At 51.8% G+C, this 23649-nt stretch carries 23 protein-coding genes; 13 read left to right on the forward strand and 10 right to left on the reverse strand.

The window, feature by feature from the left end:
- The first annotated feature begins 36 nt into the window (after window positions 1-36).
- The 6 genes from A3849_RS03695 to A3849_RS03720 all read left to right on the forward strand — a co-directional run bounded on the left by A3849_RS03695 (window position 37) and on the right by A3849_RS03720 (window position 5679).
- The gene (locus A3849_RS03695) at window positions 37-1245 is read left to right on the forward strand and encodes a chromate transporter (RefSeq protein WP_074110215.1); all 1209 of its coding nucleotides are present in this window, start codon (window positions 37-39) and stop codon (window positions 1243-1245) included.
- A gap of 85 nt (window positions 1246-1330) precedes the next feature.
- Window positions 1331-1672: a zinc ribbon domain-containing protein YjdM gene (locus A3849_RS03700; RefSeq protein ID WP_074088350.1), complete on the forward strand. Its 342-nt coding sequence runs from the start codon at window positions 1331-1333 to the stop codon at window positions 1670-1672.
- Between the two features lie 123 nt (window positions 1673-1795).
- Window positions 1796-2476, forward strand: coding sequence for a TetR/AcrR family transcriptional regulator (locus A3849_RS03705; protein WP_218619203.1), 681 nt, complete (start codon window positions 1796-1798; stop codon window positions 2474-2476).
- Window positions 2477-2546: 70 nt separating this feature from the next.
- Window positions 2547-3473, forward strand: coding sequence for an ABC transporter ATP-binding protein (locus A3849_RS03710; protein WP_074110217.1), 927 nt, complete (start codon window positions 2547-2549; stop codon window positions 3471-3473).
- A complete protein-coding gene (locus A3849_RS03715; protein ID WP_074110218.1) occupies window positions 3470-4219 on the forward strand; it encodes an ABC transporter permease in 750 nt (249 codons plus the stop codon). The genes A3849_RS03710 and A3849_RS03715 overlap by 4 nt, the downstream gene beginning before the upstream one ends.
- Before the next feature lie 41 nt (window positions 4220-4260).
- A complete protein-coding gene (locus tag A3849_RS03720) occupies window positions 4261-5679 on the forward strand; it encodes a DHA2 family efflux MFS transporter permease subunit (RefSeq protein WP_256700637.1) in 1419 nt (472 codons plus the stop codon).
- A 24-nt stretch (window positions 5680-5703) separates the two neighbouring features.
- Here the strand turns inward: A3849_RS03720 and A3849_RS03725 are convergent, their stop codons facing one another.
- Window positions 5704-6132 (reverse strand): MarR family winged helix-turn-helix transcriptional regulator, encoded by a 429-nt coding sequence (locus A3849_RS03725; RefSeq protein WP_074110220.1) that lies wholly within the window; start codon window positions 6130-6132, stop codon window positions 5704-5706.
- Window positions 6133-6250: 118 nt separating this feature from the next.
- Between A3849_RS03725 and A3849_RS03730 the strand changes: the two genes are divergently transcribed.
- Window positions 6251-6835: an NAD(P)H-dependent oxidoreductase gene (locus A3849_RS03730; protein WP_074110221.1), complete on the forward strand. Its 585-nt coding sequence runs from the start codon at window positions 6251-6253 to the stop codon at window positions 6833-6835.
- A 66-nt stretch (window positions 6836-6901) separates the two neighbouring features.
- Here the strand turns inward: A3849_RS03730 and nudC are convergent, their stop codons facing one another.
- Entirely contained in the window at window positions 6902-7744 is an 843-nt protein-coding gene (gene nudC, locus A3849_RS03735; RefSeq protein WP_074110222.1) for an NAD(+) diphosphatase, read from the reverse strand.
- A 263-nt stretch (window positions 7745-8007) separates the two neighbouring features.
- Between nudC and A3849_RS03740 the strand changes: the two genes are divergently transcribed.
- Window positions 8008-8871, forward strand: a complete 864-nt coding sequence (locus A3849_RS03740) for an SDR family oxidoreductase (protein WP_074110223.1) — start codon at window positions 8008-8010, stop codon at window positions 8869-8871.
- A 143-nt stretch (window positions 8872-9014) separates the two neighbouring features.
- On the opposite strand, the gene A3849_RS03745 is transcribed toward A3849_RS03740, so the two are convergent.
- The gene (locus tag A3849_RS03745; RefSeq protein ID WP_074110224.1) at window positions 9015-10112 is read right to left on the reverse strand and encodes a UvrB/UvrC motif-containing protein; all 1098 of its coding nucleotides are present in this window, start codon (window positions 10110-10112) and stop codon (window positions 9015-9017) included.
- 135 nt (window positions 10113-10247) lie between these two features.
- Here A3849_RS03745 and A3849_RS03750 point away from each other — a divergent pair, with 135 nt between their 5' ends.
- The 5 genes from A3849_RS03750 to A3849_RS03770 all read left to right on the forward strand — a co-directional run bounded on the left by A3849_RS03750 (window position 10248) and on the right by A3849_RS03770 (window position 16081).
- Complete coding sequence (locus A3849_RS03750; protein ID WP_256700638.1) at window positions 10248-10700, forward strand: YdeI/OmpD-associated family protein; 453 nt, start codon at window positions 10248-10250, stop codon at window positions 10698-10700.
- Window positions 10701-10824: 124 nt separating this feature from the next.
- Entirely contained in the window at window positions 10825-11646 is an 822-nt protein-coding gene (locus A3849_RS03755) for a MerR family transcriptional regulator (protein ID WP_074110226.1), read from the forward strand.
- Between the two features lie 104 nt (window positions 11647-11750).
- A complete protein-coding gene (locus tag A3849_RS03760) occupies window positions 11751-13742 on the forward strand; it encodes an FAD-binding protein (RefSeq protein ID WP_074110227.1) in 1992 nt (663 codons plus the stop codon).
- Between the two features lie 130 nt (window positions 13743-13872).
- The gene (locus tag A3849_RS03765; protein ID WP_074110228.1) at window positions 13873-14577 is read left to right on the forward strand and encodes a DUF6033 family protein; all 705 of its coding nucleotides are present in this window, start codon (window positions 13873-13875) and stop codon (window positions 14575-14577) included.
- 82 nt (window positions 14578-14659) lie between these two features.
- The gene (locus A3849_RS03770; RefSeq protein WP_074110229.1) at window positions 14660-16081 is read left to right on the forward strand and encodes a hypothetical protein; all 1422 of its coding nucleotides are present in this window, start codon (window positions 14660-14662) and stop codon (window positions 16079-16081) included.
- Here A3849_RS03770 and A3849_RS03775 read toward each other — a convergent pair.
- The 7 genes from A3849_RS03775 to phnX form a co-directional block, all read right to left on the reverse strand.
- Window positions 16078-16869 carry a DeoR/GlpR family DNA-binding transcription regulator gene (locus A3849_RS03775; RefSeq protein WP_074110230.1) on the reverse strand — a complete coding sequence of 264 codons (792 nt, stop codon included), beginning with the start codon at window positions 16867-16869 and terminating at the stop codon, window positions 16078-16080. The genes A3849_RS03770 and A3849_RS03775 overlap by 4 nt on opposite strands.
- Before the next feature lie 93 nt (window positions 16870-16962).
- The gene (locus tag A3849_RS03780; RefSeq protein WP_074110231.1) at window positions 16963-18078 is read right to left on the reverse strand and encodes an ABC transporter ATP-binding protein; all 1116 of its coding nucleotides are present in this window, start codon (window positions 18076-18078) and stop codon (window positions 16963-16965) included.
- On the reverse strand, window positions 18075-18905 hold the full coding sequence (locus A3849_RS03785; protein ID WP_074088367.1) for a carbohydrate ABC transporter permease: 831 nt from the start codon (window positions 18903-18905) through the stop codon (window positions 18075-18077). The genes A3849_RS03780 and A3849_RS03785 overlap by 4 nt, the downstream gene beginning before the upstream one ends.
- A 20-nt stretch (window positions 18906-18925) precedes the next feature.
- On the reverse strand, window positions 18926-19858 hold the full coding sequence (locus tag A3849_RS03790; RefSeq protein ID WP_074110232.1) for a carbohydrate ABC transporter permease: 933 nt from the start codon (window positions 19856-19858) through the stop codon (window positions 18926-18928).
- A 100-nt stretch (window positions 19859-19958) separates the two neighbouring features.
- On the reverse strand, window positions 19959-21323 hold the full coding sequence (locus A3849_RS03795; RefSeq protein WP_074100114.1) for an extracellular solute-binding protein: 1365 nt from the start codon (window positions 21321-21323) through the stop codon (window positions 19959-19961).
- A gap of 162 nt (window positions 21324-21485) precedes the next feature.
- Window positions 21486-22841 (reverse strand): aspartate aminotransferase family protein, encoded by a 1356-nt coding sequence (locus A3849_RS03800; protein ID WP_256700639.1) that lies wholly within the window; start codon window positions 22839-22841, stop codon window positions 21486-21488.
- Window positions 22831-23649: a phosphonoacetaldehyde hydrolase gene (gene phnX / locus A3849_RS03805; RefSeq protein WP_074110234.1), complete on the reverse strand. Its 819-nt coding sequence runs from the start codon at window positions 23647-23649 to the stop codon at window positions 22831-22833. Before phnX ends, A3849_RS03800 begins: the two co-directional genes overlap by 11 nt.

Here is a 23649-nt window from a genome sequence, read left to right on the forward strand (position 1 = left end):
ATGAGGCTGAGAGGAAGGAAAGAGGGGGTCATGGATATGGAGACAAAAAGGCAGAAGTCAGCGGAAGCTGGCAGGAACCGGGGAAAAGGGGCTGACCTGCTGGAGGTTCTGGGCGTTTCCCTGAGGCTCGGGCTAACCTCCTTTGGAGGACCCATTGCCCACCTGGGCTATTTCCATAATGAATATATCCGCCGCCGGAAATGGATGGACGAACGAAGCTACGCTGATCTGGTCGCACTGTGCCAGTTCCTCCCCGGTCCAGCGAGCAGCCAGGTCGGGATTGGCATCGGTGTGGTCAGAGCTGGCTTGCTTGGAGGAATCATAGCCTGGCTGGGATTCACATTGCCTTCGGTGATCGCGCTGGTTGCTTTTGCCTTTCTGCTGCAGGGCTTCGACATCTCGGGTGCGGGCTGGATTCATGGACTGAAGATTGTGGCTGTGGCGATTGTGGCACAAGCGGTGCTGGGGATGGGGCAGAAGCTCACGCCAGACCGGGGAAGAGTCACCATTGCGGTGATGGCGGCAGCAATTGCACTGTCCTGGCATGCCGCATATGGTCAGATCCTGATCCTCGCCGCTGCCGGAGTGATCGGCCTTGCAATATACCGGACAAAACCGGCTAAAGGGCCGGATCTGCCAATTGCCATCGGCCGCCCTGTGGCTGTCTTTTGTCTGGCGTTATTCTTTCTTCTGCTTGTCCTGCTGCCGCTGCTTAGAACATCGGTGGAGGCTAGGGGGTTTGCGATATTCGACAGCTTTTACCGTTCCGGTTCCTTGGTATTCGGTGGCGGGCATGTGGTGCTTCCGCTTCTGGAACGCGAGGTTGTACCTACCGGATGGGTCAGCCGGGAGGACTTTCTGGCCGGATATGGAGCGACGCAAGCTGTTCCGGGACCACTGTTTACTTTTGCCGGCTACCTTGGGGCGATGACCTCAGGAATCTGGGGAGCCGTGATTGCGACAGTGGGGATCTTCCTGCCTGCGTTCCTGCTGGTCGTCGGCGCACTGCCCTTCTGGAATGGCTGGAGGAATAATCCGAAGGTTCAGGGAGCGCTGACAGGAATTAATGCGGCTGTGGTGGGGATTCTGCTGGCTGCCCTGTATGATCCGCTCTGGACCACGGCCATCCTGAAGCCGCTGGATTTTGCGCTGGCCGCTATTTTGTTTGTGCTGCTGTTCTTCTGGAAGCTTCCGCCCTGGGTGATTGTTCTGGCCGGTGCTGCGGGAGGGATGCTTACGGTGTAATTTGTGCATGAGTTCAAGGGGTGTGCTACAATAAGAAGAATTTATTTAAGACCAAGCTGTCGATAAGAAATGGAGAAATGAGATTATGAATGAATTGCCAAACTGCCCGCAGTGCAGCTCGGAGTATACATACGAGGACGGGTCACTGCTGGTTTGTCCGGAATGCGCACATGAGTGGGCACCTGGAGCAGAGAACACAAGCAACGGGGAAGACAAAGTAGTCAGGGATGCTAACGGGAATATATTGAACGACGGGGACTCGGTTACAGTCATCAAGGACCTGAAGGTCAAGGGCAGCTCCTCGGTGCTGAAGATTGGTACCAAAGTGAAGAATATCCGGCTGGTCGAGGGCGATCATGATATTGATTGCAAAATTGACGGCTTTGGAGCAATGAAGCTCAAATCCGAATTTGTCAGAAAAGCATAATGAATCTGATCCATTCACTGAAGGATCATAAGGGGACACACAGTCCCCTACAGGGATTGGTCATTTGCACTTGACTTCTGTCCGTTCCCGATATAAAATCTAACCAGTTAGTTATAAATGGGGGTGGCAATCATATCACCGACAGAAGGCAAACGAAGTTCGAAAATTTACGATGCCGCCCGAACCAGAGGAATCATCCTTGATGCTGCCGAGAAGATATTTGCCGAGCTAGGCTATTCGGCGGCACGGATTGATGTGATTGCGAAGGAGTCGGGATATAATAAGAGCCTGATCTATCAGTACTTTGGTGACAAATTGGGCCTTTATACAGAAGTGGTCAAACGCGCGGACCAGATTGGCGAACAGATTACAGGCTCGTTCATTGCCGGATTATTGAAGAATGAACAGCTTGTAACGGATCCCGCGGCCTTTCGGGAGTTCCTCGAAGCCATGACCCGGCAAACGGTATCCTTCCTCCTGGAGCATCGGAGCTATCTGAGAATTCTATTCTGGGAAGCGGCTGAAGATTGGAAGACCTGGAATCAAATTACCTATCGTCCTGATGATGCGACTCAAATGCATGACTTGGCCTTAGCTGCCCAGAAGAATGGAATCCTCCGTCAGGATTTGGATCCGGCGCTCTTTCCCATTCTGATTATGAACGTGACTACAGCTACACTGCAGTCATCTTCACGATTTGAACAACTGCTCGGTAAGCTCGATTCCCCGCAGATGAGAGAGCAGACCACCCAGCAGATTGCGAAGTTTATCATCCATGGCGTCATGGAGCCGTCTTTGCTGTAAGAGGCGGCTGTTTTTTTGAACAAAATATAAACAACTAGTTAGTTTTAAATTGAAGACAGGAGTGAGGATAATGGCCGCAATGATTCAGACAAAAGAGTTAACCAAGCATTTCGGGAGCAACCATGCTGTGAATGGGCTGTCACTGGAGGTGGACCAAGGCGAAATCTACGGATTTCTGGGACTCAATGGAGCGGGCAAAACGACAACCATCCGTATGCTGTTGGGCATGATCCGTCCCGATTCCGGGTCCTCCTATGTGTCAGGACAACGGGTGGACGCCGGCAGCCATAAGCTGTGGGCCAGTGTGGGCTACATGGTGGAAACACCGTACTCTTATCCAGAACTTACCGTCCGCGAGAATCTGGAGATTATCCGCAGGCTGCGGGGTATTCCTGACCGCAAGGCGATTGACAGCATTATCGACAAGCTTCAGCTTACCGCTTACCGGGACCGCAAGGCCGGAACGCTCTCTCTGGGCAACGGGCAGCGGCTCGGCCTGGCTAAGGCCATGCTGCATCATCCGAAGGTGCTGATTCTGGATGAGCCGACGAACGGGCTGGATCCGGCCGGGATTGTTGAGGTGCGTGAACTGCTCCGCGACCTGGCACTCAACCACGGTGTAACGATTTTTATCTCCAGCCATATTCTCGGCGAGGTCTCCAGGCTGACAACGAGGATTGGAATCGTTCATCAGGGCCGGCTGCTGCAGGAGACGGATGTTAAGGAGCTGCAGCATGTACTCCGCAAACGTCTGCTTGTGCAGACCCGTGACCCCGAAGCGGGCCGGATGAGGCTGCTCCAGGCAGGCTATGATGTCAGGCCGACCGAAGCTGGCCCGCTAATGATTATCGACAAGCGCGCCATAGCCCACCCGGACCAGATCTCCAAGCTGCTTGCGTACGCGGATATGCCGCCCACGCTGATTCAGGTGGAGGAAGAGGATTTAGAAGCTTATTTTCTTAGAATGATCGAGGCTGAGGGAGGAATGAAAGGATGAATCAATGGCTATCTGCCCTTTGGGTGGAAATTTTGAAGCTTCGCCGATCCAGATTGTTGTGGATTTCACTCACCGCCAGCATACTGCTGCCAGTGATGATTGGGCTGATTTTCTCCGGGTGGCTTGGCTCCCAGGACGCCTTTGAGGGAGAAATCAATATGCAGGGATTCATGAAGGAGCTTGGCATTGTGATATCCATGGGGGGGCTCATCGGATTCGGATTTGTGTTCAGCTGGATGTTCGGACGGGAGTATACCGACCGTACGGTCAAGGATTTGCTGGCATTGCCGTTGTCCCGGTACGGAGTAGCCGCAGCCAAATTGATCGTTGCCGCTGCACTGTGTGCAGTCCTGGCAGTGATTATGTTCATTGCCGGCTGCGTAACCGCATGGCTGGTCCAGTTAGAGGGCTGGAGCCTTGGAGCCATCGCTCATGGCTTCAGAGGATACGGACTGCTCTCTCTCATGGTTATCTGCCTAAGTATCCCCGTGGCCTGGATGGCTAGTGTAGGGCGCGGTTATCTGTCTCCCTTGGGATTTGTTGTGCTTACCATTGTGATTGCCCAGTTTGGCGGTGGCGTTGGGCTTGCAGAATATATTCCTTGGGCAGTTCCCGGTATACTCAGCGGTGCTTCAGGAGACGAGAGTTCACATATAGAGCTTCTAAGCTGGCTGCTTCCTTATCTCACTGGCGGCATTGGCATAGCGGGTACACTCGCCTGGTGGCGGTATGCCGATCAAACGTAAGCAAGCGGATTTATATAATTTTAGTAATGGAGGGAAAGAGAATGGAGAAGGTACCAAAGGGAACTATTCTAATCATGGCTATATTAATTATCGGGGCGATGGTGGGGCTGCTGAATCAATCCGCGCTTAACACAGCACTTCCGAATATTATGGGGGATTTCCAGCTATCCACAAGCACAGCGCAATGGCTTACGACAGCTTTTGCACTGGTTACAGGCATTGTGGTTCCGATTACCGCGTTTCTTATTCAGAGATTTACAACCAAACAGGTTTTTGTCTTCGCCATGGGCCTGCTTACTGCGGGAACGCTCCTGTGTGCGGTATCGCCGAACTTCGGTCTGTTGCTTACCGGAAGAATAGTGCAGGCGGTCGGGGTGGGGATTATGCTTCCTTTGGTGCAGACGTTGGCCTTCATCCTGATTCCGGTCGGTAAAAGGGGGTTCACGATGGGAATGATCGGGCTTGCGATTAATTTCGCTCCGGCCATCGGACCCGTGTTGAACGGCTGGCTTGTACAGGACCATTCCTGGCGCTTGTTGTTCTATATTCTGTTTCCTTTCGCTTTGTTGATTACCATCGCCGGCTTATGGTTGATTAAGAATGTTACCCGGCAGGTGAAGAGCAGAATCGATGCATTATCCATGGCGCTGTCATCTCTTGGGTTCGGCGGCGTATTATATGGATTCAGCGTCTCCGGCAGTAAGGGGTGGGGGAGCACAGAAGTGCTGATTTCCCTGGGAATCGGATGCATCGCGCTTGGCCTGTTCGTATGGCGGCAGTTGACCATGGATAATCCTTTGCTGGAATTAAGAGTATTCACAAGCCCCTCGTTCACCTTGGCTACAGCAATCAGTATGATCCTTATGATTATCATGCTGAGTGCCCAGCTTCTGCTGCCGATCTATATGCAGACCATGCTTGGGTATACCGCGCTCAAATCGGGTCTGATGCTGCTCCCCGGTGCAATTCTTATGGGAGTGATGTCACCTGTAGCGGGGAAGCTGTTTGATAAAATGGGCGCCCGGATGCTGGTCATCATAGGGCTTAGCTTAACGGTAGTTTCCGCCCTGCTGTTCTCTAATTTAACGGAGCACACCTCGTATGCCTTTTTGATGATCGGCTATTCCTTACGCATGATCGGAGTCAGCCTGACCCTGCTTCCTGTTGTAACCAGCGGTATGAATTCACTGGCGCCTGATCTGATCCGGCATGGAATTCCCGTTAACACCACGCTGCGGACAGTAGCCGGTTCCATCGGAACAGCGCTGCTTGTGACTATAATGACCTATAGCGGCGGCGGACTGGGCAAGACGAGTGATGTCCACAGCTTAATTCACGGGATGAATGTGGCTTCAATGGTAACCGCCGGTAGTGCCGTGCTCGCGCTGATCCTGGCCTTCTTTATCAAACGCAAGGAAGCTCCGGTTGAGCGTCCCGCGAAGAGTATTCCGGTAAAATAATTATTGGTTCCATGCAGAACCGCCTTAATAAAATACCTTCTGCTGCAAGAGATCGAGCGCCCGCTCGATCTCTTTACGTTCCTGGTCCGTAACGCTTCCTATCCGTTCCGTGAACCGGACAGCGATATACTGAAAGGCTTCATTCATCATCGCTTTTCCGGCAGCGGAGAGGGTAATGCCCTGCTTGCGGCGGTCGGCCGGGTCGGTGATTTTGTCACACAGCTGCTTCTCGCCCAGCTTCTTCAGCTCACGGCTCGTGTTCGGCATCGACATATGCATGCAATCGCTGATTTCGCTAAGGGTTACCGGCTGGCTGACAGCAATATATTCAAGGATTTTATATTGTAAGGGAGTCAGGGACTCCGATTTCACATCTTTGCTTATTTCACTGGTTATTTGGTGGACGGAAGTTGTAAATGCAACGAATTTCTGAAATAGGCTGTTGTTGTCCATGAAGATCACCTCTACATGAACCTTAGCAAAAACATTATCAAAAAACAATTATCATTTGACAACAATATACACAGATGCTACGATTTACTTATCAAATGATAATTAAAGAGGTGGCAGAATGAACACATTGGTAATCTATACACATCCGAATCATCAGAGTCTAAGCTATGCATTTCTACAGGAGGTACTCCGGGGAAGCCGGGAGAATGCACAGGCGGCAGAGATTCAGGTGCTTGATTTGTATGAGGAGGGATTTGATCCTGTGCTGGTCTTTGGTGAACATAAGCGCAGGAGGGATATGCACACGGACCCCGCTCTGGCTAAATACAGGGAGCAGCTGCTGTGGGCGGATCAAATCGTGTTCGTCTATCCGATCTGGTGGGGCCGGCCTCCGGCCATGCTGCTGGGCTATATTGATAAGATGTTCGCTTCGGGGTTCGCCTATCAGGATAAGGGAGGACTGGTACCGGAGGGCCTGCTGAAGGGGAAGTCGGCAGTGTGCATCTCCACGATGCAGGGACCGACCCATTACCCGCTGTTGTGGCTACATAACGCGCACAAGGTGTTAATGCGCAAGGCATTGTTAAATTACGTAGGCATCCGCAGGGTGAAGTTCTTTGAGTTCGGAAGCATGGAGAGTAAGCGGGGCAAGCATGCCCGCAAGCTGGAACGGATCTATCAGTTTTTCAAGACAGCCCGTTAGTAAAGAGTTGAAGCAGAAACGGATACCTTCCTGTATGAGGGTATCCGTTTCTGCTTCTGCATGGTCTCAGGAATGGTTCTCGACCACCCAGTCAATCAGCTTGCGGGCAATGCTGATAGGGGGCGGAATGACAGGCAGCTGGTCCAGTGCGAACCAGTCGGCGTGATCCAGCTCTTCACCGTCCACCGATATGTCTCCACTCTCATAATCGGCCAGAAAGCCAACCATCAGAGAATGGGGGAAAGGCCACTGCTGGCTGGCGAAGTAGCGGATGTTCTTGACCCTGATGCCGACCTCCTCCATGGTCTCGCGCTGTACGCAATCCTCCAGCGTCTCGCCGGGCTCGACGAATCCGGCAATCAGCCCGTACATATTGTTCACAAAATGCGGTGAGTGTGCGAGCAGAATCCGGTTGTCCTTAAGAATCGCGGTAATGACCGCTGGGGCAATCCGGGGATAGCTGACCAGTCCGCAGGACGGACAGCTGCGGGAATGCTCGGCCTGCGACAGCTCGGTAGCAGTGCCGCATCTGCCGCAGAACTGGTGGGTTTCATCCCAGGCCAGCATTTGAATGCCCCTGCCTGCGAGATGGAACAGATCCTCATCCAGCGGCTCATACAGGGAGCGCAGCGGACGGAAGGCCATGCCTTCGGGTTCAAGTGACTCTGCCGGGACCTCTGCGGTAAAGCAGGGGATATCTTCCCAGGTTCCGAGATACAGGGTCCTTACAGGGGCCATGGACAGCTGTTCAAGGGATGGGACAAGCGGAATGGCAGTGCCCTCTTCCGTTTCGGTAACCAGCAGCTTGCCGGAATGGAAGATCAGCCAGTAGGCAGAGCCGCTGAACTCAGGCGGGGGAGTGACGGCAGGAATATAGCGCTGATAAATGCTTGCTCTTGGTTTTGACATGGCGCAGAACCTTTCTGATAACAGATCATTTCTATTTTCATTAAGAATAGCAAAAACCGGCAATGCTAACAAATGTCCGGGCGTGTTCCGCTCTGCAGGACATCAAGTTGAAGCAGAACAGGGAGGCGGCTCTGAGCGGGCCGTTTTTTTGTTTGACATTTTCTCGACATGTAACTATATTAGTTACAGGAAGAAAAATCCGCTGCACTGTCGGTATACAGCGGGCTCTACGATACAACTCAATTACTTAGGAGGAATAGACAATGAAGATTGCATTAACAGGAGCAACAGGACATTTCGGTTCCATTGTGGCAGAAGCTTTGCTGAAGTCGGTAGCGGCAGAGAACCTGGTGGTCAGTGTTAGAAATCCGGAGAAAGCGGAACATCTCCGCGCGCTTGGAGTAGATGTACGTCATGGTGATTTTGACCAGCCTGAGACTCTGGATAAGGCCTTTGCCGGTGTGGACCGGCTGCTGATCGTATCTGCGGATGGCGACAACGACACACGGATTCGCCAGCACAAGGCTGCCGTTGATGCCGCTGTACGTGCGGGTGTCAGCTTCATCGTCTACACCAGTGTCGGCCATGCAGACAGCAGCACGCTGTTCCTGGCACCTGTACACAAAGCTACGGAACAATTCATCCGTGAGTCCGGGATTTCATACTCCTTCCTGCGGAATAACTGGTATCTGGAGAATGAGATTGGCACGATCCAGGCGGTTCAAGCCGGAGCGCCATGGCTGACCTCTGCTGGTGAAGGCAAGGTGGGCTGGGCTACGCGCCGCGATTATGCAGAAGCAGCTGCGGCTGTACTGGCAGGCGAAGGCCATGCGAATACTGTATATGAATTGTCCGGTCAACCTGCAACACAGGCTGAACTGGCGGCGGTTGTCGGCGGGGTGCTGGGCAAGGAAGTTCAAGTACAGCAGGTGGATGATGCCACTTATGCTGACATTATGGCAAAAGCCGGAGTGCCGGAAGGCGCGCTTCCAATTGTAGTCGGCATTCAACGTGCGATCCGCGAAGGCGCACTCGATATTGCCAGCAGCGATTTCGTGAAGCTGCTGGAGCGCCCGCTTACACCGCTAAGTGAAGGTGTAAGTGATTTGCTCGGCGTTAAGGCATAAGACAGAGTCCGGCGGCTTTACTCCGCCGGAAGCCGGGCCGGGTAAGTATACAAGGCTCGTCCTGTCATGAGAAAGAGGCTTCCGCTTACGGTCGATGGACCGTAAGCGGAAGCCTCTTTTTGTGCGGAATTCCTGACAGCGGTTTAGCTGGGGGCATCCTTAAAATATCCTTTGACCAGTTCACTGACCGCCTCAGTAAGAGCCGCGCGATCTGGAGTCTCCAGCCATTCCTGAGGAATAATAGAATAGTTGCCGGAGCTTCCCGCCAGATAGCTGTAGATAATCTGGGCTTCGTCCAGCTTATGCCGGCTGATTGCGTCCGGCTTCCCGCCCGCCGGTTTGCTGAAGCTGCTGCTAATGGCGGATTGGATGACCGTATGCAGCAACTCTTCGCTCATCTGACCGGTGTTCAGCCGGGTCCGGTCAAGAATCTCACTGCCCCGGATCAGGATCAGCTTGAGTTCCTGCTCATGTATGGGCTCAAGCACTACAATATTCTTATTCTGCTCGGTAAAGCCAATTACTTTCTCTTTCTGGAGCAGAGAGCTGACGGCTGTACAATAATCGCGGTATTTGGCGGCGGTCTCGAACTCAAAATTCCCGGCTGCCTGATTCATCCGCCGCTGCATGTCTTCTAGAATTCGCAGGTCGTTCCCGTTCAGCAGTCCGACCACACGGTGGATAATCTCCTCGTACCGGGCCAGTGCCTCCCCGCCTCCGCACATGCCAATGCATAACCCAAGCGAGTGATTAAGGCAGAGTGTGTTTTTGGCGTGGGGTGCGCTGCAGAGGATCTTCTGACTTTCCTTGATCCCCTGTATTGCCCGTTCGACGGTGCTTCTGCTGGTATATGGGCCGAAATACAGGCTGTCCCCGTATTCTGCAGGATCATAGGTCACCGCCAGCTGCCGGTAGGCTGTATCCGTGCGAATGGCAATATAGCTGTAGGCGAGCGGGTTTTTCATCTTTTTATTATACATGGGCTTGATTTCCTTAATCAGCTGGCACTCCAGCATGAAGGCTTCAAATTCCGTATCGGTCAGCTTGTAATCGAGATCCCGGATGTTCCGGACCAGTTGTTTCACTTTCGGAGAATGGCCCTTGGCATTGTAAAAGTAGGATTGGACCCGTTTCTTCAGCTGTTTGGCTTTGCCGACATAGATGATATGGCCCAGACTGTCCTTCATCAGGTAGACCCCTGGAGACAAAGGGAGGCTTGCTACTTTTTCCGCCAGATTCATGAGGTTTCCTCCCCAATCATATTAACTAGTATCCTTTAGTATAAACGATCCTGGTGTGCGGAGCGACTGGAAAAGCGCCAGATCTCCCACTACAATGATGATATACAGAGCTTGGCTCTCTGACAGGAGGTAATCATGATGAAATTTCAGGCTATTGTTCAACTGAGCGGGAAAACAGCGACAGGCATTCCGGTTCCCGAAGAGGTGGTGGCGGGACTCGGGACCAGTAAGAAGCCTGCCGTTAAGGTGAAGATTGGAGAATACACATATGCCAGTACGATTGCTGTGATGGGCGGCCAGTTTTTGATTCCGCTGAGTGCAGAACACCGTCAAGGCGCAGGAGTAAGCAGCGGAGATGAAATTGAAGTGGAGCTGGAGCTGGATACAGAGCCGCGTGAGCTTACGGTGCCTGCTGATTTCCGTGATGCGATAGACCGTGAGCCGGCGGCAAAACTCTTTTTTGACGGATTATCCTACAGCAACAGGCGGAGACTGGTCCTCTCCGTCGAGAGTGCCAAAACCGCAGAGACCCGCCAGCGGCGTATAGAGAAAGCCGTTGGTCTGCTGAATGAGGGACGGGTACAGTAGCGGACATGCTGACTGTATGAATGCTGGCTGAACCATTGATGTGACAAAAACCACAAAGCCCCCCATCAAAACCCTCTATCATAAATGACAGGGAAAGATAGATATTGAAGCTGGGGGGCTTTTTATGAAATATTCTATCGGAGAATTTGCCTCGATTCTGGGTGTAACGGCGGATACCTTGCGGCTCTATGAGAAGCATGATATCGTGCACCCGATGAAAGATCAGCACAACAACTACCGTTATTTCAGTGATTTGGATGCCAGAAACTTATTGTCGAGCCGGTGGTACCGGAGTATGCAGATTCCGCTGCAGGATGTAGCCGGGCTGATCAATGACGCGCCTGCGGAGGAGGTCATACAGTCTATTGCCGCCGCGCAGCAGCAGTTGGAAGAGGAAATCAGGCGCAGTGTTATGCTGCTGGAGAAGATCAGCGAGATTCATGCAGACCTGAGCCGGATGGGCGACTCCTTTTATACCTGCCGGATCAAAGAGGTGCCGGGCATGTACCGCATCCAGCAGACGGATAAGAATCAGCTGCTGCAGAAGGAGTGCCTGAAGCGGACGGTGCAGGCTTGGATGGAGCTGCTTCCCTTTACGTTCTATACCTTCAGAATTGAAAATTCGGAGAATATTATGGGGACAGCAGAGCTGGAATACAGCTGGGGGCTCGCCTTGCTGGAGGAGGATCAGCGGAAGCTGGAGCTGTGCATGAATGGGACCGTAGAGTATATCGAGCCGTCCACCTGTATCTCCGCAGTCATTGCCAGCTCTTATGAGGAGGATCTGGGACGGGAGACCTTTCAGTTCATGCTGGATTATATCAGGGCAGAGGGCTACCATATCACCGGGGATATCCACGGCAAAATCCTGTTCACGGAACGAATGGGCAGAGGCACCAAAACCTATCTGGAGATCAATATTCCATTTGAGAAAAATTTCACATAACATTCATTGACCTTGGTGCCGCACCAAGGTTTACACTCTGTGTGTATTCGGTGGCCCTTCCAGAGAGAAAGGGGCCACCAACCAACCACACAGGGGGAAAACCAATGCGCAAGCAAGCACAGAGCAAAATGTTCATGTTATCCGTGTGTCTCGTCCTCATTCTGTCGCTGATCAGCGGCTGCAGCGGCAATAATGCTGCCGAGCCGGCCGCTTCCGTGAAGCCGTCTGCATCGCCCGAGGCGACGCAGCAGGCAGCGAATGATAACGAGGTGCCGGCTTCTTTTAAAGCAGGAACCTATAAGGCGGAGGCTGATGGCAAAGACGGCAAAATCCAGGTAGAGGTTACCCTGGATGCACAGTCCAAGATCACCGATATTCAGGTGCTCAGCCAGAAGGAAACCGCAGGAATTGGCGTGGAAGCCATCAACAAGATCAAGGATGAGATCATCGCAGGCCAGACGCTCGCGATTGATGCTGTCAGCGGGGCTTCTGAATCCAGCACAGCCATTCTGACCGCTGTAGAAGATGCAGTGAAGCAGGCAGGCGGCAACGTAGAGGCGTTCAAATCCAGAACCGTAGCCAAAGCCGGTGAAGGCAAAACCGAGCAGTTGTCGGCCGATGTTGTCGTTGTAGGCGCCGGAGCATCCGGTGTCTCGGCAGCGGTATCCGCAGCAGATAAAGGTGCCAAGGTCATTATTATTGAGAAAACAGCTACCATTGGCGGAGCAAGCAACCTGTCCTGGGCGGGTAAATTCTACAACTCTTCGGCAGCTGTAAGCAGCGGATTAAAGGTCAATGTGGAGAAGGAAATCGCCGACTGGATCGTAAATAACCACTGGAGAGTCGATGCGGCGGCAATCCGCCAGTATGTAACCAAGTCCGGTGAAACCTATGATTGGCTGAACAAGAAGGGCTACAAAACAACCTTTATCAACTTCGCAGGAGAACAGCTGCATATGCTTCCGGCCTACGAAACACGCCAGCCCACACTGCGGGCGATGCTGGCAGCTTCAGTAGAGAAGGGCGGCGGACAGGTGATTACCGAAACGACCGCCAAGAAGCTGATTACAGGCGCTAACGGTGAGGTGACCGGTGTAGTTGCTGAGAAAGCCGACGGCACCACGCTTGAGATTACCGGAAAAAGCATCATCATGGCAACCGGAGGGTATGCCGGCAACAAGGAAATGGTTAAGGAAGCGTTCGGCTTCGAAGGCGTCAACGGGGGGCTGGGCCAGAATATCGGCGAAGGGCTGCAGATGTCCTGGGATGCCGGAGCTAAGGTTCCCGATAATTTCGGCGGCCAAATGCTGCATCAGACCCTGGCTAGAGCTACCGAGAAGCTGAAGACGGAGTATAAGCCGTTTGAAGCCAGCTACCCGTTGATGCTCTCTTACCTGCCTACATTGATGAATGTCGGTCCTTCCGGAGCAAGATTCAGAGACGAGGCCGCTACGCTCACCTCGGTAGCCGCTGCCAACACAAGTGCTTTTAACGGAGCGTATCATTTGGTTATTGTCTCGCAAGCGCAGATAGATGCCTTGAAGGCTAAAGGGATGAACGGTGTAAAAGCGCCTGCTCTGCCGGGAATGCCGCCTGAATTCTATGCTTCTTTTGCAGATCAGTTCAAGCTGGACACGCCATGGAAGGATGCGGATAAAGTATTCGAATCCATGGTCGCAAACGGCGACGGCTATAAAGGCAGCACCATTGAAGAATTGGCTCAAAAAGCCGGGCTGGATGCAGAGGTCTTTGCCAATGACTTCAAACAGTATCAGGAAGCAACGAAAACCGGTGTGGATACGGAGTTCGGCAAAGCGAAGGAATACCTGGTGCCTATGGGAGACAGCGGTCCATACTATGCAATCATCGCCGAAGTCAACAATCTGGGTTCGGTTGGCGGATTGCTGGTCAATACCAAGTTCCAGGTACTGAATGACAAACGTGTGCCAATCAAGGGGTTATATGCGGTTGGACTCGAATCCGAGGGTGTATTGTTCAATGATACTTATGTCGGCAACGGCGTGGGTCTGGGCTATTCCTTCACCTCCGGCCGTTTGGGCGGAGAGGATGCTGCAGCAGGTGTGGTGGCTAAATAAGAAGTAACGTTCAAAGGAAGGGGGAGCCGGCGGCTCCCTCTTTTGCGTCTGCAGACCTTTATAAGAAATTGGTCAGTTCCAGCCGATAAATAGGATAACTTGAACATTATGAACCAAGGAGGAAGGCAGTATGTATATTCCTATTACGGGAATCCAGGGCGTTTCTTTGACCCGGCCTCCACAGCAGCAGGAGTTCCACCCGTCTACCCCGGTTTCTGCACTCAGTTTTAATGAAACCCTGGCAGCAGTCAATGCGGCAACGCAGGATCAGGCGGAGCGGATCAAGCGGAAATATGGGATTAAAGTGCGTATTCAGACCGTTTCCCCAGACGATCAAGAGCCGGAGCATTCCGGTATAAGTGGCGGCCAGGAAATGATCATTGCGCCAAACATTCTTCAGCAGATGGCCAAAGACTCTGCCCTGCGGAATAAAGTGTATGGGACCATCGATCAGCACATTCATACGGATAAGAGGAGCCCGAACCCGCTGCAGCAGCTAAGTGGAGGGAAAACCTTGAGCCATAGTCTGATTATTCACACGGACGGTACGGTTACCGTAGGTTCTCTATGGGCCAGCCCGAAGGGAGCGGGGATCAGCAAACTTAAGGATGCGGAAAACCTGAAAGAACAGACAGAGGAGACAAGCGCGGCAGCGGAGAGGCGGCATGCCTGGGAGTCGGCGCTCCCCATTTTATCGAGAAAGCTGCTGTCTGCTTCGGAAGCCTCGCTGCAGGGGGCAGAATCCGCACCGAACCCGGTAGACGGGGTAGCAGCACATGACTTCTTGCACCAGATTCAGCTGATGAGGGCCAGAAGATCCAACAAATTGCTGTAAAAGGCTCAAACGAACAACCGCCTATTCTCCTGCATAGCATATAGCACCAACCTGGCAGGGTGAAGAGAGGGCGTATGCAATAATGGGCATTCAGCTTACGGCGATACACTGGGTTTACCTGGTTTTTATTGTGTTCATTATTGTGCTGCTGATCCGGCGGCGTGATACGACGATGATCTGTGTGGCCGGGATTTTTGCTTTGGGTTTGTTTGCTACAGAGACGCTCAGCGGCTCGGTATCAGGAATTTTCAACGCTTTTGTCTATGCGACCAAAGAGCTGTTAGGGACCATAATGATTATATCTATTATTGTAGCGATGAGCCGGATTCTAATGATTACTGGCATTAACGAGACCATGGTTGCCCCGCTTACCCGGTTTATTCGTACACCGGCAATGGCTTATTGGGGCATTGGACTTATTATGATGGTAACCTCTTTCTTCTTCTGGCCTTCGCCTGCTGTTGCGCTGGTGGGGGCGGTGCTGCTGCCAGTGGCTCTGCGGGTGGGGTTACCTGCACTTGGGGCCGCTGTAGCCATGAACCTGTTCGGTCACGGGATAGCATTGTCCGGAGATTATATTATTCAGGGCGCTCCGAAGCTCACCGCAGATGCTGCCGGTCTTCCGGTATCTAGTGTGATGGAAGCGAGTATCCCGCTGGTTCTTGTGATGGGGCTGGTAACCACCGTTGCGGCATTCTGGATGATGCGCCGCGACCAGAGGAACGGTACATGGAGAGATGGCCTGATTCCCCTTAAGGGCAGCACGGGCAAGCTGAGGGGGCCGGAGAGTGAAGGCGGGGAGGAACGGCCGGTTCTGCTGGACGCCCGGCTCCGGCAAGCGCTGGCTATCGCCATCCCGCTGCTCTTCCTGCTCGACGTGGCGGTGATGTTCGCGCTGGGCCTGCAAGGCGGGGATGCCACAGCACTGGTGGGCGGCACTGCTGTACTGATTCTAATCTCGGTTACACTGATGGCCCACCGTAATCAGGGGCTGGAGAAAATCACTGCTTACCTGATTGAAGGCTTCACCTTTGGTTTCAGGGTGTTTGGACCGGTGATTCCCATCGCTGCTTTTTTCTATCTAGGCGATTCGGCGTTCACTGAGCTGTTCGGCAAGGTGCTGCCGAATGGCTCACACGGCATCGTGAACGATCTGGGCGTAGCCCTCGCGGATCACGTGCCGCTGAACGGCGCAGTGGGAGCCGTGACGATGACGGCGATCGGTGCGATCACCGGCCTCGACGGCTCCGGCTTCTCCGGCATCTCGCTGGCCGGCTCGATTGCCCAGCTGTTCGCCGCCGCCATCCATTCCGGCGCGGCGACGCTGACCGCCCTGGGACAGGTGGCCGCCATCTGGGTCGGCGGCGGCACCCTGATTCCGTGGGCGCTTATTCCTGCGGCTGCCATCTGCGGCGTCAGCCCCTTTGAGCTGGCCCGGCGCAACCTGAAGCCGGTCTTGCTCGGCCTTATGGCGACTACGATCGTCGCCATGTTCCTGGTTTAGATTTCACCTTGGGGATAAATCCACTGTACAGCCATTTTCTGTAACGGCGCCTTCCACTTGGGTGAAGGCGCCTGATCCGTTACGATCATGTGGATTTCATCCAGATCGGCTATTTTGGCTACGGTACGCTTATCAATCTTAGAGGAGTCGGCGACCACGATTGCCATCTCTGAGTTGCGGATCATTTGTCTTGTGAATACAGCCTTCTCGTAATCATAGCTTGTGATGCCGTTCTCCAAGGAGACACCATCAACGGAGACAAAGGATTTATTCACATAGAAACCTTCCAGAACCTTCTCAGCGATCGGGCCGGATACCCGGAGATGCTTGGCGCTTACTTCACCGCCAATAAAGATAAGCTTCCCGTTGAACGTCCCGCGTTTTTGAAATTCAATGAGCAGCATGAGGGCAGGCACGGAATTCGTTAAGATGGTCAAATGCTGCTTGCCTTCCAGGCAATGAATGATTTGCAGCGCTGTGCTTCCTTCATCCACCACAATCACATCATTGTCCTCAATGAGTCCTGCGGCCAGGATGCCAATTTTACGTTTAGCTTCAACATGAACGGCCTCTCTTTCGAGAAGAGGAGGCTCCACTTCAACCTTGAATTTAACCGCACCGCCATATACCTTTTTCAATTTATTCTCTTTCTCTAGCTCGTCGAGGTCTCTGCGGATCGTTTCAGTGGACACTTCGAACAGCAAAGAGAGCTCGTTTGCGATCACTTTACCTCTCTCATTCAGGAGAGTCATGATCGTCTCTTTTCTTTCTTCGCTGGCAAGAGACACCCTACCCTACCCCCTTCACGTTATGAACTATTATTATATCGGCTCTTCATTCAATAATAAAGGGCATTCATAACATCCTCAAGCACTCGTCTTCTATTTATATTGCAATAAATTGCGGCCGTTATCGTTCATATCGAACAGATGGAATTTGTTCTCTTTGAATTTGATGTACACTTCATCACCAGACTCAATCTCCGCCTCATTGCCGGTCAACAGCCGGATCATCGTATCCAGCTTCCCTAACGGGTCAATCACTTTGACCAGCTTGCCGCTGCCCAGGTGCTCAACCAGATCAACCTTCATTCTAATCTTCTGATGATCGGTCGGAGAGCAAATCGCGATATCATGCGGCCTGATCCCGAACTTAACGGATTTCCCCATATGCTCTTTATCCAGTCTCCGGTCAGCCGGCAACAGATATTCGAAGCCTTCCGTAACGACTACCTGGTCGCCGTTCATCTCTCTGAGCTCTCCTTGAACAAGGTTCATCGGCGGGTTGCCCAGAAAGCTGGCTACGAAAAGATTCACCGGATGGTTGAATAATTCATGTGGAGGCGCGTATTGCTGAATCTGGCCGCCGTTCAGAATGGCGACCCGGTCGGATATGGCCAGCGCCTCTTCCTGATCATGAGTCACAATAATGGTGGTCACTCCCAAATTCCGTTGAATCTTGCGGATCTCGTCCCGGACATCCAGCTTCAGGCGTGCGTCCAAATTGGACATGGGTTCATCCAGCAATAAGATTTCAGGATTTTTGGAGAGTGCCCGGGCCATAGCTACCCGCTGCTGTTGTCCACCGGACAATTGTGAGGGCTTGCGGTCAAGCAAGTGATCAATTTGCAGGATTTTACTCGTTTCTTTGGCCCGTTCATACGCTTCCTGCTTGGGGATCTTCCGTTCTCTTAGCGGAAAAGCGATATTGTCTCTGACAGAGAGATGGGGATAAAGCGCATAGGACTGAAACACCATGCCTATATTGCGGTCCTTCGGCTCCACATGATTGACCAGTTTTCCGTTAAAGTGAATCTCTCCCGAAGTCGGCTTCAGCAGCCCCGCGAGCATCATCAGTGTCGTCGTCTTTCCGCATCCGGAGGGACCGAGCAGCGCTACGAATTCGCCTTTGTTAATCTCAAGATTCAGGCCGTCTACCGCTCTGCCGCTGTCTTGCTTGCCGTCGTATTCTTTTACAATATTTTTTAAGGTAATCATACTTGCTTAGCCCCTCCCAAGTTGACCTTCATGAATATCTTCTGGGTGAAAATGTAGAACAGAATGATGGGGAGTGTGTAGAACAATCCAATCGCTGTAATGAGGCCATAGTTCATAATCTGATCCTCTTTGGTTACTAGCTTGGACAAGTAGCCGGCCAGTGTAAGCATATCGTCATTGAAAATAAGCAGCTTAAACAGGAACCATTCACCGTAAGCTCCGAGAAAGGAAAATACAGAGATAGCGCCAATCCCGGGCAGCACGAAGGGAACAAGTACTTTCTTGAACGCCCGATAACGGGTACATCCATCGACCATGGCCGCCCACTCAATATCCCAGGGCACCTCGTCAAAGAACCCCTTCATAATGTAGACCCGCCCTGGAAGGGAACCGGTAACCGCGACCAATAATACACCCGTATACGTATTGACCAGATTCATTTGAACGAGGATGAAAAAGGTCGCGATAATTAGTGTGATCCCCGGGAAAGATCTCATCAGAAACAGAAATTTCATCGCAGATACTCTTCCTTTGAAGTCCAGCCTGGAGAAGGCGTATGCCGTCGGTACAGAGATGCAGACTTCGATCAGGACAATCAAAAAGGAATACACAAGGGTATTAAGTACAATAGGCCATATTAAGGGGAGCTTCACCCCGGCATATTCAACAGGCTCTGTGAAGAAGGAAAAGTTGTCCATTGAAAACTGCCCTGTCGTAAAATTCATCGTAGCTGCCAGGAAATACCAGATAATCATTGCGATAATCGGCAACGTAAATAATGTCATGTAGGTGTGCACTAGCAACTTTTTAAGCGTACTGGTTGACATCAGACTGCCGCCTTCCCGGATTAGTCTTCAATTCTTGAAGGTTTGATCATTTGGTCAAAATCAAATAACCGCAAGAAGAGTAGCGTTAGGATAAAAGAGATAATTACAACAATCAGCGACACCGCTGCTCCATAGCCATAATATTTCAGATTGAAGGCCTGCTGGTAAGCGTACAGGGACAAGGTTGTCGTATCTCTCATCGGACCGCCGTTTGTAAGTAGCATGATAAAGAAATAGGAGGATACAAAGCCGATCAGCTCCGAGATGGTAATATACATTAACGGCCACTTTAAGGTGGGCAAAATGATTTTCATAATGACGGATTTCTCGCTTGCGCCGTCTACTCTTGCCGCTTTGTATAAGTCCTCGGGTATCGAGTTGATCGCTGCGGACAAGAGAATCATACCGCCGGATATCGTGGACACGACAGTTGCTAGGATGACAATTCCCATTGCGGCCTTGGAGAACCAGGATACGGGATCGGACTCTACCCCCAGTTGAAGCAGGATGCGGTTGATTAGGCCACCCTCCGTAGGATCAAAGATATACTTCCAGAAGGTAACATAGACGACAGCGGGGATAATACTGGGAATGAGCCACAGCACTCTGTAGATGACAGCCGTAATTTTTCCCTTGAGGAAGTACTGGGTGGCAATGGATATAATCAGAGCAAAGAGCAGGGAGACCGATAAGGACAGGATGGAGAAAATAGCCGTATTCCATAAAATAGCCGGAAGATTATAGTCTGAGAATACTCTTGTGAAATTTTCAAATCCTACGAATTTCGGCTTCATCGACGCATTCAAATCCGTGAAGGACATGGCGATCGTTGCGATGGCCGGCAAGACAAAGAAAACAAGAACCAATGCCGCGAACGGCATGATGAAGAAATAAGGGTACATCTTCTTTTTAAACGGTTTTTTGTAGATAGGTTGAACTGTAGTGTGATCCATGCCGATCCTTCACCCGCCTTCATAATATGGAACAAGAGGAAACGGCTACGCAGTCCTACAAAGGACGGTATCCGTTTCCCGTAGAGTGAATCCCAGGCTGTTATTGTTCAATGATGAGATGATCGGAAGGTACGTTCTGCTTCGCATCCTTCTGGAACAACTCGTATGCCTGTTCTGCGGATTGGCCTTTGGTCAGGATGGCATCCACACCCAAAATGTAGGATTTGGTATAGGTTGCGTAATCCGGTTGAGCCGGACGGGTCTTCGTGAATTCGAGCAGGTATGCATGATCCTTATAGAAGTCCATTTCCTTAAAGCGTTTGTCTTCTTGCGCTTCCGGTGTTACCGGCAGTTTACCGCTGACCAGCGTGTGATTGATTTGCAGGTCCGGATCAAGTACGTGCTCGATCAATCTTTGGACATACGGCATCTTCTCGTCATCAACTGTTGGCCCCACGTAGATCATAGCCGGGTTACTGTAGGATACAGGTTTGCCGCCCTTTTCAGCAGAGGGAATAGGAATCCAGACGATATTCTTATTGAACCAGGTGTTGAAGCCTTCAAGGTCGTTCTGCATGCCATTCGCTTCACGCATCATCTGATAGAACTCGGTGCGGGCGAATTCCGCGAAAATCTCACCTTTAACAAACATAGGCGCTGCCTTATCTGTGTCTACATCACCGATGGATTCGTTGATAATACCGCGTTTCACTGCATCCGCCCAGAAGTCATAGACGTCTTTAGTTTTTTTGGTCAGCACCATTTTATTCTCATCGACATTATAGTTGTAGTTGCCAAACGCGTAATTCCAGCCTTCAAAACGTGTATCTTCTACTGCAAAGCCCATCTTGACCAGGTTCTTCTGCTTCGCTTCCTCAGCCAGCTTTTCGAGATCCCCGAATGTGAAGTCGCCGGAGTCCACACGCTGTCTTAAGCCATCGATCTGCTCCTTCGTCCAGCTGAGGCCTTCGAGTGCTTTGCGGCTGATGAATACCGGGGAAGCATCCATATCCTGAATAGCCCCATAATAGTGACCGTCGTACTTCATGATATTGGTATAGGAATCCGGCACATTCTTGAATACTTTAGAATCCTTAACCCAATCCACATCACGGATGATACCGGCATTGAGCTCCCAGCCAATATCCACGCTGGAATTCATAAAGATATCGGCTACTTTTCCGGCCTGGGCCTGAAGAATGAGCTCGTCATCGCCGATTCCCGGCCACCAGTCGATCTTTACATGAACATTGTCAGCCTTCAGTTCTTCGTTCAGGCGCTTTTCCGCCTCGATGAAGTTGTCCTTGCGCGCTCCCCAAGTACTCTCACGGACAGAAATCTGAATCTCCTTCATCTTCGCCTCACCTGCCGATGTTGCCTCTGCCGGTTCGTTACCCGATCCGCATCCCGCCAACAGTCCTGTGCTCAAGACTACACTCAAAGCAGTAACAACAAGCTTCTTCATTCCTCGAAGTCCTCCTTATGGCCTTTTCACATTTTCTTGTTTTTTCCTGTACAAGCTTAGTATAAAGGGGACATGTAAACCTGGGATTAAAACCACGTATTATTTTTGTTTTGTTGTTGTTTAATATTGTTTTCGTTGTTTTTTAATCATTAAAAGTTGTTTTCATGTGGTGAAAGTTATGCCGATAGCTTCCTCAATAATCGCCAATGCCTGGTCCAATTGTCGCTGAGTCGTAATTAAGGGCGGGACAAGCGTGATGACATTTCCACTCGATACCTTGAAGCTCAGGCCTTTCTCCATACAGAGATACATCACTTTTTCGGTATGTCCGACCGCCTTTTCCTTCGTGTGCCTATTCGTTACCAGTTCAATTCCTGCCAGCATTCCTATGACACGCACATCGCCAATCGCTTCGTGCCTTTGCATCATCTCTGTAAGCCGCTGCTGAAGGTAAGCTCCCATTTGTACGGCATGCTCCAGCAAGCCGTTGTTTTCAATGAATTCAATGGTGGCGAGTGCTGCTGCACAGCCTACAGAGCTCTTTTCATGTGTATAATGTCCAAGGGATATGTCCTGTGCCACATCCAGGCCTTCCCGGGCAATAATCCCGGCCATGGGAAACACTCCGCCACCGAAGCCTTTGCCAATCACTACAATATCAGGCACGATTCCGAAGTGCTCATGAACGAACATTGTTCCGGTTCTTCCGAAGGCTGTAGGAATCTCGTCCAAGATGAGGAGGACACCGTATTGATCGCAGAGCCGGCGCAGCCTCTGGAAGTAGGCTTGAGGAGGAATCTGCACGTCCGTACTCCGAACCGGCTCCAGGAGGATAGCTCCCACATCTTCTTCTCTCTCCAGCATGTACTCCAGATAGTTAAGGGAATAGGTGCCATCATCGTGATCTCCGAAAATACTGCGGTAGGAATTATAGGGCATCATATGCTCCGATCCCGGTAAGAGCGGCCCTATTCCATTGCGGAATACGCCTTCTCCCCCCACGGAGATCGCATCCAGGCTCGCGCCGTGGAACGAATCCCAAGTGGATAGGGTCTTGAATTTGCCCGTTGCCTTACGGGCGAGCTTCAGCGCAAGTCCGATTGCGCTTGTTCCGCCGGGTGTGAATAATACTTTGTTCAAATCACCTGGAGCCAGCTGGACCAGCTTTTGCGCTAACCGGATGGCTACCGGATTGGTAAAGCGGCGGGGCAGAAAAGGGAGATTTTCCATTTGGGCCATAACTGCATCCAGAACATACCGGTTCTTATACCCGACCTGATGTACGCTGTTCCCGTGGAAGTCCATGATCTTGCGGCCGTCCATATCTTCCAGATAGATGCCTTCCGCATTCGTGATGACATTGAGGCATGGTGTCGACATGGACTGGTGCAGGAAATAACGGCTGTCTTCTGCTAATACTTCCTTCGTTTCGGGACTGAGCCAGGCCTCTTGAAAGCTTCGCCGCTCTGAGGATAAATTAATATCCCCCTCCGTTCTCGTATTAGCTCTAAAGTCCACAAGGCATATCCCCTTCCCCTAGCCGGCGGTTCACCCGTGCGATAATATCTGGCAGGTCAGATATCCGGTCAATCACATAGTGCGCTCCGTTATTCACAAATTGCTGTGTGGCAGCCTCGGCAAGTTCCCTTAGAACAGCAGGCTCCATCGCGGCAGTCTCTTCTTGCGTTAAGCCCAGCATCGAACTGCCGTTAACGACACCCACTGCCCAGACACCGGCATTTCTGGCTTCCTGCATATCGGATGCCGTATCTCCAACCTTTATGACCTGTGACGGCATTCCCATATTCAGCTCAATCATGTTGGCGTAGATCATATAGGGATAAGGACGGCCCTTGCCGTTCACCGAGTCCGGCGTTACCCAATAGTCCGGCGCATAGCCTTTCTCCCGCGCATGCTCTGCCACAATCTTCATCATCGTACCGTTATATCCGGTGGTTGCACCGATCTTCAAGCCCTCCTGCCGCAGCTGATCGACGACATCCACCACATTCCCGATGGGCTCCGAGAACCGGTGCAGAATTCCCAGCAGCTTCGGTTCGAACGCTTCATGCATCTCGTCTACATCACTGTCTGTATAAGGACGGCCCAAGCGTTCTTCGAACAGCCTGCCGATCCTTGGCATTTCGAGCATGGCCTTCAGGTGATCCCATTTCAACAGACCCATGGGGGCCCGCACCTCTGCCATAGTCGGTTCTATTCCTTTGGAATGGAAGATCTCGAGGAACACTTGAACAGGAGCCATGCAGCCATAGTCCACCGTGGTTCCCGCCCAGTCCATAATGATTCCTTGCACTCTTTTCGTCAT

Source organism: Paenibacillus sp. P46E (genome assembly GCF_001909095.1).
GTDB classification, from domain to species: domain Bacteria; phylum Bacillota; class Bacilli; order Paenibacillales; family Paenibacillaceae; genus Paenibacillus_AQ; species Paenibacillus_AQ helianthi.

What these genes read in the sequence shown, in the direction of transcription:
- A3849_RS03695 (WP_074110215.1), top strand. Translation starts at nt 37, where the DNA reads ATGGAGACAAAAAGGCAGAAGTCAGCGGAAGCTGGCAGGAACCGGGGA.
- A3849_RS03700 (WP_074088350.1), top strand. Translation starts at nt 1,331, where the DNA reads ATGAATGAATTGCCAAACTGCCCGCAGTGCAGCTCGGAGTATACATAC.
- A3849_RS03710 (WP_074110217.1), top strand. Translation starts at nt 2,547, where the DNA reads ATGGCCGCAATGATTCAGACAAAAGAGTTAACCAAGCATTTCGGGAGC.
- A3849_RS03715 (WP_074110218.1), top strand. Translation starts at nt 3,470, where the DNA reads ATGAATCAATGGCTATCTGCCCTTTGGGTGGAAATTTTGAAGCTTCGC.
- A3849_RS03720 (WP_256700637.1), top strand. Translation starts at nt 4,261, where the DNA reads ATGGAGAAGGTACCAAAGGGAACTATTCTAATCATGGCTATATTAATT.
- A3849_RS03725 (WP_074110220.1), bottom strand. Translation starts at nt 6,132, where the DNA reads ATGGACAACAACAGCCTATTTCAGAAATTCGTTGCATTTACAACTTCC.
- A3849_RS03730 (WP_074110221.1), top strand. Translation starts at nt 6,251, where the DNA reads ATGAACACATTGGTAATCTATACACATCCGAATCATCAGAGTCTAAGC.
- nudC (WP_074110222.1), bottom strand. Translation starts at nt 7,744, where the DNA reads ATGTCAAAACCAAGAGCAAGCATTTATCAGCGCTATATTCCTGCCGTC.
- A3849_RS03740 (WP_074110223.1), top strand. Translation starts at nt 8,008, where the DNA reads ATGAAGATTGCATTAACAGGAGCAACAGGACATTTCGGTTCCATTGTG.
- A3849_RS03745 (WP_074110224.1), bottom strand. Translation starts at nt 10,112, where the DNA reads ATGAATCTGGCGGAAAAAGTAGCAAGCCTCCCTTTGTCTCCAGGGGTC.
- A3849_RS03750 (WP_256700638.1), top strand. Translation starts at nt 10,248, where the DNA reads ATGATGAAATTTCAGGCTATTGTTCAACTGAGCGGGAAAACAGCGACA.
- A3849_RS03755 (WP_074110226.1), top strand. Translation starts at nt 10,825, where the DNA reads ATGAAATATTCTATCGGAGAATTTGCCTCGATTCTGGGTGTAACGGCG.
- A3849_RS03760 (WP_074110227.1), top strand. Translation starts at nt 11,751, where the DNA reads ATGCGCAAGCAAGCACAGAGCAAAATGTTCATGTTATCCGTGTGTCTC.
- A3849_RS03765 (WP_074110228.1), top strand. Translation starts at nt 13,873, where the DNA reads ATGTATATTCCTATTACGGGAATCCAGGGCGTTTCTTTGACCCGGCCT.
- A3849_RS03770 (WP_074110229.1), top strand. Translation starts at nt 14,660, where the DNA reads ATGGGCATTCAGCTTACGGCGATACACTGGGTTTACCTGGTTTTTATT.
- A3849_RS03780 (WP_074110231.1), bottom strand. Translation starts at nt 18,078, where the DNA reads ATGATTACCTTAAAAAATATTGTAAAAGAATACGACGGCAAGCAAGAC.
- A3849_RS03785 (WP_074088367.1), bottom strand. Translation starts at nt 18,905, where the DNA reads ATGTCAACCAGTACGCTTAAAAAGTTGCTAGTGCACACCTACATGACA.
- A3849_RS03790 (WP_074110232.1), bottom strand. Translation starts at nt 19,858, where the DNA reads ATGGATCACACTACAGTTCAACCTATCTACAAAAAACCGTTTAAAAAG.
- A3849_RS03795 (WP_074100114.1), bottom strand. Translation starts at nt 21,323, where the DNA reads ATGAAGAAGCTTGTTGTTACTGCTTTGAGTGTAGTCTTGAGCACAGGA.
- phnX (WP_074110234.1), bottom strand. Translation starts at nt 23,649, where the DNA reads ATGACGAAAAGAGTGCAAGGAATCATTATGGACTGGGCGGGAACCACG.